At 41.0% G+C, this 13447-nt stretch carries 20 protein-coding genes, 1 pseudogene and 1 riboswitch; of the genes and pseudogenes, 11 read left to right on the plus strand and 10 right to left on the minus strand.

The genetic code is table 11. The features are described from left to right. Positions 1-4 precede the first annotated feature (4 nt). The 4 genes from AC5W14_RS00255 (at position 5) to AC5W14_RS00270 (ending at position 3743) form a co-directional block, all read left to right on the plus strand. Entirely contained in the window at positions 5-1414 is a 1410-nt protein-coding gene (locus AC5W14_RS00255) for a cell wall-binding repeat-containing protein (protein ID WP_496059594.1), read from the plus strand. 243 nt (positions 1415-1657) lie between these two features. Beyond that, on the plus strand, positions 1658-2056 hold the full coding sequence (locus AC5W14_RS00260; RefSeq protein WP_496193436.1) for a YhjD family protein: 399 nt from the start codon (positions 1658-1660) through the stop codon (positions 2054-2056). Positions 2057-2154: 98 nt separating this feature from the next. Further along, positions 2155-3153: an aldo/keto reductase gene (locus AC5W14_RS00265; RefSeq protein ID WP_496059592.1), complete on the plus strand. Its 999-nt coding sequence runs from the start codon at positions 2155-2157 to the stop codon at positions 3151-3153. Between the two features lie 155 nt (positions 3154-3308). Continuing rightward, the gene (locus AC5W14_RS00270) at positions 3309-3743 is read left to right on the plus strand and encodes a VOC family protein (RefSeq protein ID WP_496059591.1); all 435 of its coding nucleotides are present in this window, start codon (positions 3309-3311) and stop codon (positions 3741-3743) included. 55 nt (positions 3744-3798) lie between these two features. Here AC5W14_RS00270 and AC5W14_RS00275 read toward each other — a convergent pair whose 3' ends face one another. After that, positions 3799-4182: a hypothetical protein gene (locus tag AC5W14_RS00275; RefSeq protein WP_496193437.1), complete on the minus strand. Its 384-nt coding sequence runs from the start codon at positions 4180-4182 to the stop codon at positions 3799-3801. Positions 4183-4378: 196 nt separating this feature from the next. Continuing rightward, positions 4379-4462: riboswitch (cyclic di-GMP riboswitch) on the plus strand. Positions 4463-4489: 27 nt separating this feature from the next. Here AC5W14_RS00275 and AC5W14_RS00280 point away from each other — a divergent pair. After that, on the plus strand, positions 4490-4624 hold the full coding sequence (locus tag AC5W14_RS00280) for an anti-repressor SinI family protein (protein WP_496059589.1): 135 nt from the start codon (positions 4490-4492) through the stop codon (positions 4622-4624). Positions 4625-4648: 24 nt separating this feature from the next. On the opposite strand, the gene AC5W14_RS00285 is transcribed toward AC5W14_RS00280, so the two are convergent. Further along, entirely contained in the window at positions 4649-5557 is a 909-nt protein-coding gene (locus AC5W14_RS00285) for a sensor domain-containing diguanylate cyclase (protein ID WP_496193438.1), read from the minus strand. A 520-nt stretch (positions 5558-6077) separates the two neighbouring features. Between AC5W14_RS00285 and AC5W14_RS00290 the strand changes: the two genes are divergently transcribed. After that, positions 6078-6239, plus strand: coding sequence for a hypothetical protein (locus AC5W14_RS00290; protein ID WP_496193439.1), 162 nt, complete (start codon positions 6078-6080; stop codon positions 6237-6239). Positions 6240-6308: 69 nt separating this feature from the next. On the opposite strand, the gene AC5W14_RS00295 is transcribed toward AC5W14_RS00290, so the two are convergent. Both AC5W14_RS00295 and AC5W14_RS00300 read right to left on the minus strand, forming a co-directional pair. Beyond that, on the minus strand, positions 6309-6692 hold the full coding sequence (locus tag AC5W14_RS00295) for a hypothetical protein (protein WP_496193440.1): 384 nt from the start codon (positions 6690-6692) through the stop codon (positions 6309-6311). A gap of 32 nt (positions 6693-6724) precedes the next feature. Next, positions 6725-6982 (minus strand): hypothetical protein, encoded by a 258-nt coding sequence (locus AC5W14_RS00300; RefSeq protein ID WP_496193441.1) that lies wholly within the window; start codon positions 6980-6982, stop codon positions 6725-6727. 202 nt (positions 6983-7184) lie between these two features. Here AC5W14_RS00300 and AC5W14_RS00305 point away from each other — a divergent pair, with 202 nt between their 5' ends. Continuing rightward, positions 7185-7604: a hypothetical protein gene (locus AC5W14_RS00305; protein ID WP_496193442.1), complete on the plus strand. Its 420-nt coding sequence runs from the start codon at positions 7185-7187 to the stop codon at positions 7602-7604. A 112-nt stretch (positions 7605-7716) separates the two neighbouring features. Next, entirely contained in the window at positions 7717-8301 is a 585-nt protein-coding gene (locus AC5W14_RS00310; protein WP_496193443.1) for a hypothetical protein, read from the plus strand. 114 nt (positions 8302-8415) lie between these two features. Here the strand turns inward: AC5W14_RS00310 and AC5W14_RS00315 are convergent, their stop codons facing one another. The 4 genes from AC5W14_RS00315 to AC5W14_RS00330 all read right to left on the minus strand — a co-directional run bounded on the left by AC5W14_RS00315 (position 8416) and on the right by AC5W14_RS00330 (position 10089). Continuing rightward, positions 8416-8931 carry a DUF1643 domain-containing protein gene (locus AC5W14_RS00315; protein ID WP_496193444.1) on the minus strand — a complete coding sequence of 172 codons (516 nt, stop codon included), beginning with the start codon at positions 8929-8931 and terminating at the stop codon, positions 8416-8418. 249 nt (positions 8932-9180) lie between these two features. Continuing rightward, positions 9181-9396, minus strand: a complete 216-nt coding sequence (locus tag AC5W14_RS00320; protein ID WP_496193445.1) for a hypothetical protein — start codon at positions 9394-9396, stop codon at positions 9181-9183. 36 nt (positions 9397-9432) lie between these two features. Continuing rightward, positions 9433-9639: a hypothetical protein gene (locus AC5W14_RS00325; RefSeq protein WP_496193446.1), complete on the minus strand. Its 207-nt coding sequence runs from the start codon at positions 9637-9639 to the stop codon at positions 9433-9435. Positions 9640-9885: 246 nt separating this feature from the next. Then, entirely contained in the window at positions 9886-10089 is a 204-nt protein-coding gene (locus AC5W14_RS00330) for a hypothetical protein (RefSeq protein WP_496193447.1), read from the minus strand. A 689-nt stretch (positions 10090-10778) separates the two neighbouring features. Here AC5W14_RS00330 and AC5W14_RS00335 point away from each other — a divergent pair. Then, positions 10779-10973: pseudogene (locus AC5W14_RS00335) on the plus strand (YolD-like family protein); the annotation flags it as partial. 23 nt (positions 10974-10996) lie between these two features. Here AC5W14_RS00335 and AC5W14_RS00340 read toward each other — a convergent pair. Next, a complete protein-coding gene (locus tag AC5W14_RS00340; protein ID WP_496193448.1) occupies positions 10997-11254 on the minus strand; it encodes a hypothetical protein in 258 nt (85 codons plus the stop codon). Positions 11255-11778: 524 nt separating this feature from the next. After that, a complete protein-coding gene (locus AC5W14_RS00345; protein ID WP_496193449.1) occupies positions 11779-11943 on the minus strand; it encodes a peptidoglycan-binding domain-containing protein in 165 nt (54 codons plus the stop codon). On the opposite strand from AC5W14_RS00345, the gene AC5W14_RS00350 reads away from it, so the two are divergent. Together AC5W14_RS00350 and AC5W14_RS00355 are read left to right on the plus strand one after the other, a co-directional pair. Then, on the plus strand, positions 11896-12171 hold the full coding sequence (locus AC5W14_RS00350) for a hypothetical protein (protein ID WP_496193691.1): 276 nt from the start codon (positions 11896-11898) through the stop codon (positions 12169-12171). The two genes, AC5W14_RS00345 and AC5W14_RS00350, sit on opposite strands and share 48 nt — an antisense overlap. Positions 12172-12327: 156 nt before the next feature. Next, entirely contained in the window at positions 12328-13089 is a 762-nt protein-coding gene (locus tag AC5W14_RS00355; RefSeq protein WP_496193450.1) for a hypothetical protein, read from the plus strand. Positions 13090-13447: the final 358 nt, after the last annotated feature.

Genomic DNA, 13447 nt, shown 5'->3' on the forward strand with positions numbered 1-13447 from the left:
CATAATGAAAAAATCTTTACTACGCTGCACTACTCCTTTGGTATTTGCCTGTCTGATTGGCTTTGCTGCTTTCCCTACTACAGCGGACGCCTCGGAGCGAATACACGGGCAGGACCGGATTGGTACCTCCATTGGCATTTCAGAATACGGATGGAATAAAAGTGATTATGCCATTCTAGCCCGAGCAGATCATCCTGCTGATGCGCTGGCTTCTGCAAGCCTGGTTGCTAAAAATGATGCTCCCATACTGTTAACAAGATCTGGCTCTCTTGACTCCCGTATTATTTCGGAACTGCGCCGCTTAAACACGAAAACAGTTTATCTTTTGGGTGGCACGCAGGCAATTTCTTCTACTGTAGAAAAAAAGCTGAACGCTGAAGGCATTTCTGTCCAGCGTATTTCTGGAGACACCCGTTATGAAACAGCTGAAGCCGTGAACGAAACTTCCAGTTATGATAAGAAAAGTTCCGCTCTTCTCGTAAGCGGTGAAGTGGCAGCTGATGCACTAAGTGCTTCCGGCATGGCTGCCATTAAAGAACGTCCGATATATTTAACCAGAAAAAACAGTTTAAGTGTGAACCTTCCAGCTAACGTTAAACATGTAACTATTTTCGGAGGCACGGCTGCAGTAAGTGCCTCTGTAGAGCAGCAGCTTCGCAATGAAGGACGAACGGTAGAAAGAATTCAAGGAGCAGATCGTTATGAAACAAGTATTGCTGCTGCAGAATCTTTATCCGCCTCCGGACAACATAATATTTATGTGCGCGGTACTTCTGTAAACACTCAACAGGAAGATTACCCTGATGCTGTAGCTGCGGCTGGACTTGCAAATAAGTTAAATGCACCAGTTATCTTATCCCATCACAGCAGCGCTCGAACAGCTACCGTCGACTACGCTCAAAATTCCTCCAACCGCAGCTTAATCTTAGGGGGAACTGCGGCCATCAGCGATTCGGTAATGGCAGCTTATGAAAAATCTTCCAACAGCGATACATCGACCCCTGAACCACCTAAAGAACAGGTCGGCGGCGTTCATACGAGCGTTATTGATAACGTCATCGCAAGGGGAGAAAGCTATATCGGCACTCCGTACTTGTTTGGAGCAGCCCCTACAATAACGTCGGCTTTTGACTGTTCATCCTTTACCCAGCGTGTGTTTGCTGAAAATGGTATTACGCTTCCACGGACTTCACGCCAGCAGTATTTAGCCGGAACCCCCGTTGCTCGGTCCAACCTGAAAAAAGGAGACCTTGTCTTTTTTGATACGAATAAAAATGGCATCATTAACCATGTGTCTATCTATATTGATAACAACACATTATTTCATGCCACAGTGAGTAAAGGCGTGGATTACACCCCCTTTTCTGCCTACTGGAATGATGGATACTTCGGTGCTGTTCGTGTGACGCCTTAATTCTCATAAAGGTTTTCTTCTTTTGGAAACGGGTAGAACAATAGGAATTACGTTTTGAAAGAAGGAACCGTACATGAAACGAAACGCTGACCAGAAAAACTGAAAACAGCATCTTTCCTATTTGTGGGAAAGGCGCTGTTTTTTATTTACAGTCGATTCGTATTTAAGTCTTCACAGGGGAACGTTTATTCGTATATACTTAGAAAAATCCTGTTCTGCTGCTTTAGGAAAGAGAGGTGTGCGATGGAAGACGTCAAAATGATAGAAGAGCAGCACCTTCAGACCGCAGATCGTTTTCTGCTTACCGAGTTGCTTGTGAATACAATGGAACAAGACCGCTCTTTTTTTCTGGAAAAGACGATGAAGCTTGGCCATTACTACCAGGAACTGTTTGACGTGCTGATTCTTCGGATAAAACGGGACCTCCGTGATATCAAGCAGGATCTACAGCAGCAAGGCATTCGACTCGCCCGGGCCGATGCGGCTTATCCGGGTTTTATTGTATATGACATTTACTGCGAAGGCCGTCATGAGCGTCTACACCTGTTGAAGCTCAACATGAAAAAACGCATCAGTGAGCTGCTTCGCTATTACCTGCTCGGCGATTCTGCTTTTTTCGATACATATTATTCATTAAAGTAACAAACGGACACTGGAGTCAATATTTTACATTACAGCGTTTACATAACGGGGGTTAAGCTTTATACTTTTTGTAACTACTCAAGCAGGAGGCGGCTTATATGAAATACAATCCGATCGGAAAAACAGGTATTTCTGTATCTGAGCTTTGTTTTGGCACGATGTCTTTTGGAGGCAATGCAGACGAAGAAACGTCTAAAACTATGTTCAATCGCTGCCGGGAAGCCGGCATTAACTTTTTTGATACTGCCAACAACTACAATGACAGCCGGGCGGAAATAATTCTGGGAGACTGTATCGCCGGATGCCGGAATGATATTGTGCTGACAACCAAAGTGGCCAATCCAACCGGTACGGATGTGAATGCACGCGGATTGTCCAGGCGTCATATCATGCTTGAGGTCGAGAACAGCCTGCGCCGATTGAAAACGGATCGAATTGACTTTTATTTTCTACATAAATTCGATTCACTCACCCCAATGGAAGAAACTCTCCGCGCTCTTGACGATCTGCAGCGCCAGGGGAAAATCCTTTATCCGGCGGCCAGCAACTGGGCAGCCTGGCAGCTCGCGAAAGCTCTGGGTATTTCAGCTAAAGAACATCTCAGCCGCTTTGAGTTGATCCAGCCGATGTATAACCTTGCCAAGCGTCAGGCCGAAGTCGAAATCCTTCCCTTTGCCGCTTCCGAACAGGTCGGAGTGATCTCCTACAGTCCTCTCGGGGGCGGCCTGCTTACCGGAAAATACGGCGTAACGGACAGACCGGTCCAGGGACGTTTGGTCGAACAAAAGATGTACACCGACCGTTATGCAGATACGGTTAATTTCGATATTGCTGCACGCTTTTCTTCCTATGCAGCCACCCATGGCATCCACCCCGCTTCTCTCGCTGTCGCCTGGGCTAAATCGCATCCTGGTATCACCGCCCCTATTATCGGAGCGCGCAGCCCGGAGCAGCTTGAGCATTCGTTAAACTCATTGGATATTAATATGACACCTGAATGGCGCGATGAAATTTCTGCCTTATCCCCTGCTCCGCCTTCGGCCACGGACCGTTCGGAAGAGCTTATTACCACTAAACCTCAGAATCACATCCTGTAGCCTACAGCGCAGGATTTTTTGTTGGTTTTTTTAAAGGGAACTATTGGGTTATCCAGAATATATTCAATAACAAGCCATATATTGAGAGGTGATGTGATGGGAGCAGTCATCTTCGGTCTTCTTTTCCGACTACGAATAAAGGAGGCAGTATACTGATGATTCAAGGGATGAATCCGTATCTTATGATTGATGGCAAAGGCCGGGAAGCCATTGTATTTTATGAAAAAGCTTTAGGAGCTGAAGTGATTGACAGTCAAACGTATGGGGATATAAAAGATATGGAAGGCATGGAAATACCGGAAGGTGCCGAAGGGCTTATCCTGCACGCCTATTTAAAAATAGGCGACATGGATTTAATGCTCTCCGATTCGCTTCCGGGGATGCCCGGGCCGGATGTTTCCGGAAGTCTGGTAGCCATTGCGCTTCATGTAAGTGATGCCTCCTCTGCGGAACAGATATTTCAGGCGCTTGAAGCTGAAGGAGAAGTCGTGATGCCGCTTGAGAAAAACTTTTTCAGCCCGGCCTACGGCCAGGTAAAAGATCCGTTCGGCGTGCTGTGGCACGTGTCGACTGTAGAAGAAAACCAATAATAAAAGCTGAAGCTGGGGAACGTGCCCCTGCTTCAGCCTGTAAGAAACAAACCTTTTATTCTTTCACCAGTTTTTCTTTGTTATTCTGAAACAGCTGTACGGCCAGGAACAATAGTGATGTAAGCAGAAGAAGCGTCAGCCAGTTGCCGTCACTATAGCTGTTGGTCACAATAAGATAGGCAAACACAAAGCTGTACATGATATTCGCATAAATCATTTTGGAGCCGGCCCGTCCTTTTGTCTTTTTGTTATACCGGGTGGCACCAATAACCCTTGCTTCTTTCTTATATGTAAAATACCAATACAAAAAGGTGATACCGCTCGTGCCAAGGCTCAGTCCCCAGCTCACATCGCTTTCTTTTACCACAAAGGTAAAAGGAACGGCGATGACAAACACAAGGGCTGCATAAATAATAGAAAATTTTAGTCGATCTTCCATAATGTCCTCCTTCTCCTGTGCTTCCTATCCTTCTATTATAATCACATTCATCCTTTAGAACAATGGTCCTTTTCTTTCGGAAGATAGTTGCGTCATACCGCCTGCCTGTGCAGCGTGCACAAAAAAACCGAATATTTTTTCAATTTCTTTTAATGTGACCGGTGATTTCATAGTACAATAAAGACAGTTACCAACCTTCAGAAAAAGGCTACGCTGTTGAAAAGCAGTTTCGCAAAGTTACAGGTCTAAGGCATTGCGCTAAGACGGCTGGACCGCCTGAGGAATACTCCTAAAGGTGTGAGGGTTGATGAGCAGACAGAATGAGAAAAAGCTGGACCACGAATGGCTGGCTTTGATCCTTGAGGCTAAAAAAGCCGGACTTACCAGGGAACAAGTCAAGGATTTTCTGCAGTATGCGGACGAATCAAAAAAGAAGCCGTAAACACTCGGCTTCTTTTTTTGGGTATTACACGAGATTAATCTGGTTTTTTCCGAGGTTCTTGGCTTCATACAATGCCCGGTCAGTTTTCTGCAGTATCGCTTCCATCGAATCTTTATTGGAAAAATAAGCCCCGCCTATGGAAATATTAAGAGCAATCGGATACGGGTTCTGCCCGCTTTTGTTTTGATCCTGCACGACTTTAAGTATTTTAGCCGCTACTTTCTCCAATCCGTCGGCATTTGTACACGGAAGCAGGACGGCAAATTCATCGCCGCCGATTCTAGCCAGAATATCCGTTTTTCTCGTAGACTTTCCAAGGAGGAGGGCAAGCTGTTTAAGCACCACATCTCCTACCAGATGCCCGTATACATCGTTGACCGTTTTAAAATTATCCACATCGATAGACAGCAGGGATAAATAGGATCCATTTCGCTGCAGCAGTGCTACCTCCTGCTCCAGGCGTTTTTCGAAATACCGTCGATTATACAGACCTGTCAGTGAATCCGTTTCTGCCTGCTGCTTTAACTGCAGTTCCAACAGCTTTTGTTTTGTCACATCTACATGGCGGATCACAACGCCCTGGCGCCCCAATCCCTTTTCAAGCAGCGGAGTCGCCTGCATTACATTCCATCTTTTTTCGGTCGGCGTGTGACAGGAATATTCATACGTGAAATAATCTTCTTTTCCTGAAAGAATGGACAGTAGACCTTCATATACATGGGTACTGCTTTCGATCGTATGCAGGTAGTTCGCACCGACTCCCTGTAAATCACAAAGGTTATTTTGGCTGCCGGCCGAGCGAATCCATTCATCATTCACAAAAAGAATTGTTCCAGCATGATTGATCACACAGATTTGATCCCGAAGAGAGTTTAATATGGATGTACTAATCGCAAAATCTTCGGCCAATATTTCTTTCTTTTCCATTTTCATAGCAGGCATCCTCTCAAGAATGAACTATCTGGACGACGGTCAGTAGATGTACATACCAATTATTTCCTTTAGTATATATAAAACTTTTCTTTATTTCACTAAAAACATCCAATAAATGCTATCGTTATTCACTATATTTTCTTTTTGTTTAAACAATACAACATAATTGGGATACAGCATTCTTATCTGCTTAACATATTCCCCTTATTTTCCTGTTTCTAACACTATCTTTTCTTTTTTTTGTAGAAAAGAGAATCTATTCTCCTCCTTTTTTTGATTCTCTTAGAAAGAACTGGAATCGACCGGGAGCAGAAATTGGAGGACTGTCAGCAGTTTGTATTGCTGCTGAACTATTTTAGCTTTTAATATGGTTTGTGAAATTAACAAAAGGGATTCATATTTTTTTGAGCGGGACACGTTTTAGAAAACAGAAAATGGTGAATAATAGTAAAAGAAGTACCCGGCTGCGCTTTTTAATACAGCATTTTATACAATAATTTCACAATCAGGGGGATGTCCGATGGCAAAAGCAGTAAATGATATTAAAAATGATGAAGTAACGTTAACGCTTGATTATGATGAAGTGGCCGTTCTTCTCGGTATGTTAAACACATTCCGCGGCGATAAAAAACGAAACGTACAGCCCTTTATCGACGAGCTTTCCAATCCGGAAGAAGTATAAACAGTTGAATAATGAACCAATACTGACTACTGAAAAAACCTCTGACATCCGTAAAGGACATCAGGGTTTTTATGTATGCTTTTGTTTTTCTATCCGCCTTTTGTGCCCCATCAGCAATAGAATCACTATAAGTAATGGCATGGTTGTTACGCCGGTCAGAAGTCGGTCTGCCTCCTCCGCCCTTATAAAAGCGGCCAGTCCGAGCAGAAAAAATACTCCACTGCCCGCCAACAGAATGTAGAGTATTCTTCGATCGAACCTGGTGCGTTCTTGTTTTGTGCCGGAAGCCAGATAAGCGTCAGGCGCTATAAACAAGCCAATAACAACTCCTGTCACTACCATGCTGAGAACGAGCTTCCAATCGATTGCTCCGTTAATGAAAAATCCAATGATTATTCCCGCCGCTGCAAAAATACTTGTATAAACAGCGGCTATTCGCAGCCTTCTTTTCATTCAATTCCTCCTTTCGTTTTATTTGTGACTGTCTACTCTCTGGATGCTGCCACTTTATTTAACTCGGCGTAGATATCTTCCTTTTCGCATTCCCCGTACAGAAACGAAGCAGTCGTGCTCATGACATCATAGAAGGCCCGGTGCCCTTCTTTCGTGTTTTCCAGCCCTACTTCCTTCATGACCGTGAGTTCAATACCATTAAATTCTTGTTCTTCCATTGCTTCTCCAATGTACAGTTCCATAGAGGCAATATAATGATTAAGCAGTTCTTCTGGAATCGGGCTGTTCATTTGCATCAGTCCTTTATTAGTTATGGTCAGGCAAATATAACATGTCTGGAGCTTATTGTGAAAAACACCGACCGGATTGTTACATAATCTTCTACGACCTTAAGCCCCGATCCCTTGTTACTGATTTTTTGTAAGCGCTATCTGTTGTTTAACGAATAATGTTATAATTTCCAGAAATATGTTTATACGAAGGAGAATTCTTATGAGCAGCCTGATTGACCGCGCCGAACTGGCAAACTATTTATACAAAGACTTATTTGATAAAATTCATGCAAGCCAAAATAGAAAGCTTCATTACCAGACGCCTTCTGATCCTATGACACTTACCGGTCTTACCCTGCAGTTTGATGATAAGCAGGAACTCACCGACTTTTGCAGCCGGCTTGAGAACCACTACCGTGCCTGCGATTCCGCCCAGTTGAAGCCGCTGCTTGTTTACAACATTGACCGGGATCTCGCTCTGGCCGTGAAAGAAGCCGGTTTCTCGATACATAACGGTGAAGATATCCAGCCTATCCCGAAGGCATCTTTTCTGGCGATACATGCAGCCCGTCACACCGCAGAAGCAGACGGAAGCCACCTTCTCGACTTAACGTTAAAGCTATTCTCAAAAGGGGCCTGATACAGGTTGTGCTGATGCCAGCACAGCTTTTTTGTTGTTTTCAAATCTTTACCAATTTATTATACTAAAGATATGTGAAGGACTTACTTTTATAAAAATGAGGAGAGACACGATGAAAAAATACTGGTTACCATCTATGTTCTGCGGCGCAGTGTTCATTCTCGCCGCCTGTGGGGGTGAACAAACCCCGGAGGATGAACCTGTAGAAGATACAGAATCGGCGGAAGAAGCGGCAGCCGAAAAAGAAGAACAGAAAGCTTTAGAAAAGCAGAAGGAGGAAGAACGTCTGGCACAGGAACAACGCGAACAGGAAGAGCAAGAAGAAGCAGAACGAATCGCAGAAGAAGCCAGACTAGCCGAGGAAGAACGTTTGGCTGAACAGGAGCGGATGGAACGAGAAATAGCCGCTCAGCAGGCTGCTGCCGAGGAAGCCGAGCGTGCCCGGCAGAAAGAAACCGAAGCGCAGGAGGCATTATTAGAAGAAAGCGACCAGCAATACACGGAATCCCAAGAAGAGTACCCGGAAGGCGACGGTCCCCCTATGCATGCCCCACTCGAAAATGAAGAGCGGGAAGACGATGTCTATTACCACAGTGAAACCGGCGAAGAGGCGCCTTCCTGGATTCAAGACCAAATCGACTGGGCTGAGGAACAAGGATATTCTGACGAAGAAATATGGGAGTATGAGGAAGAATAACTGCTAAAGACTACGTAAGTAACTTGGAGCTAATGAAGGCTTTTCTAAACACATTTTGCAAAACAACACTAGTTAAAATGAGCATAAAAAAAGAAAAAATAATTTTTTCTTTTTTTATGCTGTGTAAGGCTTCAAGGTCGAATCTCCTTTTAAAAACAAAGGGTGCTTTGGAATATTCTTAACTGTTGTATCAATACAATATATTTCATGCTTGTCTGCCAATGCCATAACTTCTTTAATTCGAGTTTTAACCCCGTTAAAACTTTGACCGCATGCTAATACTACTTTATCTGTGTTTTTTAATGCTTCCAAAAGGTGATTATTATTGTCTGGCCCAATAGGATCATGATGTTTCCTTAATCCTTTCGGATCAGTAGAAATAAGGGCATAGAGATTTAAAATATTCATACCACCATACCCCCATTTTTTAGAAAAATTCATACACCTTTTTAATGTTGGATCACATAACTCCGCGTCTCCAATACTTGGATTTAACATTACGAAAGTCACTACATCTTTTTGCTCCTCCCATATACATTTTAAAGAATATCTATATGTTCTATATTTCTTATTTTCATTATCAAAAACAACCGTAACTCTATCACTTAAACTCCAAGGTGTTCCAGCCATTAACGCTTCTCTCCTTCTCATACTTATTCTTTCACTTTTCAATTTCAGAATATAATTTTGTATTTCATTGTTTTAATATTGTTTTACTTAACGGCACTATCGTTTTAAACAAACATTATAATACTTTACTATCAACCTTATGAAAGAAAAAAATACAATAATTACTTCTAGGCAAGTAAAATATACAGTCCTTACTTTACTCCTTCCATTCAAATCATCCTTTAAAATTTTTATTAAATAATGTTTGGGTTATTCTTTTGGCTTTATATAATGAAAAAGGCGAATAGGATAAACGAAAACGCTCCAGCTATGAATAAGGTATAGATTTTCTCTCGACTCGATAGTCAAAAAAAGAATGATAAAAGCTGCTAGAATGATAGGAGCAACAATGGAAAAGTCCGCAAAAAAGAAGCCTAAAGCCAGGATGCCAATAATAATGCGCATCGCAATCTGTGTTGTTGTCATAAGTGCCTTCCTATGTCAGTACAAAGTTTTGATCGATTAGAGTGTCCATATAATTGGCAAAGCCACCATAAACAAAGCAGCCGTCAAAAGATTATACCATTTTTGGTCTGTTTGATAGTCTACTAAACAGACAAGAATGAACGAGATCATAGTAAGATTAACAAATAGAAAGTAGTCTGTGAAAAGAATTCCCAACCCAAATATTCCAGTAAAGATTCGCATAATAATCTGTAGCCTTGTCATCTACATTTCCGCCTTTTCTATAAATAGAATTCAAAAGTTTTTCTTAATCACAATTTCTCTTTCGAAATTACCAATTATCCCCTTATATGTTAACCTCTTTGTTGATTTTCTCGAATAGGACCTTAATGTAATACAGGTTATTTCATATTCATCTCAAATTGTCTGCCTGGTCATCTTTTTCGACTCTTTATACTTCACACTCTTTTTTAGGCAATTAAAAAACACTCCCTTTTGAGAGTGTTTTCATTATTTAAGATACTTGTCTATCGATACATCCGCTTCCTCTTTGCGCTTATTAAAACTCTCTTCGGTAGTTAATCCTTCTTCTATCAGTAAATCTTTCAGCACTTCTACACTTTTAATGGCATCTATTAATGCCTCTCGATTGTGCAGGGTAATAGCTTCGACTTCTTTAGCCCGTCTCTCTGATGCCCTTGATTGTCCCTTCATAGTACCTCCTAAATGTACAGCGTATCACCATTCTGTAACTAAGCATGGTAAAAAGCTAATAATCTGTTTATCAATATAAGCAGCCATTACCCAGCCTCATCTCATTTTGGTTCGTCATTACTAAGGAGCTGGACTGACTCACTGCCTGGATTTGCAATATTTTCTTTGGTAATTTTATTGAAGACATTGGCAAAAACTGTGGATAATTAGACTTATTCTTTGTAGTAAGAGTAGTCTTTTCTATATACTTTGGACCAATAGTTTAATCTTACTACTCCTGTATATGTAGTCTGCAACCCTAATAGTATTACAATAACCATCATAAACCTCACTTGTGACATGTTGACAGCGGCAACTTCCTTTACTATTAAATCATACATAAGGGACCCAAACCCAAATAGTAAATAACCGCCGATACCTATCATAAACAAATATACAGCACCTAATAACAAATATAGAACAATTTTACGAAAATTCAATCTGTTCCTTTTCACTTTATTCACCATCATTTATCATTAACTCTGCGTACTCACTAAAAAATCAACATCTCATACTCTCACTGCACACAGTAATTACTATCATACAACTTACACGGTACCCTTGCAATCTCAGTGAGTAGATCATAGTCCATCTAACATTTATGAACCTATTCAGCCAAATACTTCGTTTAATGTCACAAATGGGATGAGTTAGAGTTGTTGCTGCATGAAGCGCTCGAGCACAGAATCTCTTTGGAGTTTACTTTCTGGGAGGGTGGACACTTTATAACTTTCACTGGGGAATGTGTTTACATTAACATGATGGATAAACAGTTTCATGTGAGGAATGATGAAGCAATTTGTTATATTAAGTTCGATACACTTAAAGATATACAAGCTATGTAGAGAGGGCCACTCCTCTCTTTTTATTATGGTGATTGACTTTCCGCATTATTTTTTATATCTATTTCTTGTTCTGTAGCAATTCGATTTGCTTTTACATTTTGACTAACAGCTGTGCCTGAGTATTTTACCCACTTTTCTTTAGATTCATCATACTTTGCGCCTTCTACAATGTATTCGTATCTATCTGTATTTTTCGTACTACCAGTCAGAATAAAAATATCAATAATGTTTCCCTCTTCGTCTTCCGTAACATAAGTGGTATCGAATTCTAATTCTTCCATTTTATAAAACCTCCTCTATTTGGTTGTTGTACTATTGCTATATGAAGAGAGTTCCCCTCTCTTTTTATATGTAAACAAAAAAAGCACCCGCCCGGAGGCAGGCACTTGGTTCATCACTTATACCGTCCAGCTTGTTTTAACGCATCCAAATCTTTCTGTCCTTCGTCTGTGGTGAAGTGATTATCCCAAATACCCCAGACAGCCGGAATGGATAAGATCACAAGGTCTATCTAATGTTGTGCTACTACGATATCGAACTCCACTTTTAAAATGATAAGCAACAGCGGTAATCCTTGAATGAGATAACGGATAAAGCTTTGCTTTTTACTATCTGTTTTCTGCGCCATTATCTCACCACCCTTACATATTTAGAAGAAGCCGTAATATAGAAGGTTTGTCCGTTGCTGTTCTTCACTTCGTACTGTTCACCTTTGCCTACTTTATGTTTGGCCACGATCGTAGGGAAACCAAAGCCTTTTCTCACAGTTCCAATTGGATTGCTCCACGTCTTCCTATTATAAAAATTAAGTGGGTTTTACTCTTTTACCAACATAAGAAGGCTTGGCAGCTGCTTGATCCAGTGCTTTCATCGTTTGTGGTCCTGGAACCCCATAATGATTACTGTTAGGATTAGAAATTCCATGCTTACGTTGGAAAGACTGAACAGCTTGGAGCGTCTCAGAACCCAAATGACCATTACTCCTAAAAAAGAATATGTAGAAGATTATATCTCTCCAGATGCAGATACGTTCAACTATGACGCTCTCGTTGATCTACGTACCTTTATGATTGAACATGGAATGCAAAACATGGATTTCGCGGCCTATAATTTAAATAAAATCGCAGCACAAAGCCCAAGGGAAATTGCTGAAATGAAAATAAGACTCCTGGAATCGCGGGATCGAAAACAAAAATAATCCTAGTCTCTTCTATAAAGAGGCTATTTTTATGTACAAATTATTCACTATAGTTGTTATAATAGTCATAAACAAAAGTGGGGACTTTCTACACAGAATAAAAAAAAAAAATGGTATCAACGCTTACCGAGATTTAGGAGTGGTACCAAGTGGAAGATGGTTACAGCAAGTTTGTTTTACTTCTTTAGTATTATTGGAGTCCTTGGCAATTTAGGCGGAGGCGTCTCTCTTGAAGAAGTAGAACCTCCAGAGGATTTTGTTTCCCTTGCTGATTTTGAATACGAGGAGACGTCTAATTTAGATGATATATCTGTAGCAAGCGAAAAAGTGTATATCTGGGAAGATGGACATATCCCTACATTAAACTATTATGCCGAAATAACAAATGAGGGCGATGATTCACTAAACGCATCGAACTTAAGTATTACTTGGTATGACGATAATGGCGGTGTTGCTAAGGTTACGAATGCCGGAATCTTCACTTATCCAGAAATTATAGCTCCTGGCGATACGGCGTACGTTAGTCTTTGGGATTTCAATACGTCAGAAAAAGACACTATTACGGATGCAGAGCTTCTTATTACTCCGGAATACGCTGAATCTTATGATGAGGAATTAACCGTGGAAAATACTAACTATCAAACTGGAAAAGACCAAGATGGCGTACCTACTATGGAAGTATTAGGAGAAGTCGTTAATGATTCTGGTACAGAAATTTATCATACGGCTATATATAGCATCTTTAAGGATGAAAACGGCGATTTCTTAGGATTTGCTACTACATCTAATGACTCAACTTTAAAAAATGGACAGAAAACAGGATTTGAAATAACAGATCAATACGTACCATATGATCTAATAGAAAATATAGCTGAAGTAGAAACAAAAACATTTGGCAGTTTGCAAGACAATTATTAAATAAGCCCTATTCTTTAGGGCTTTTCTTAAACTCATAAATAGAACATACATTCCCTTTCTATAATTAGTAGCACCTTATTATCTATACTACATAATTCATATACTTTTATAAGGAACCTTGCTTTTTTGTAAAGAACGAGCTGTTTTACATGTGGTAAACAAAGTATGGTGTGACCAAGAGGTTTGCCTCTCAGCGTTTAGAAATGTTTGAACAGAAATGTATTTCCCATTACTAGGAGGTGAATGAGGTGGCATCTTTTCAAAAGCGTGGAAAAGGCTGGATCTATGTGTTTAAATTGGAGCCTGATCCAGCTACCAGCAAACGAAGGCAAAAAAAGTAGGCGGCTTTAAGACCAAA

It is taken from the genome of Sinobaca sp. TMA16-18 (assembly GCF_059510535.1).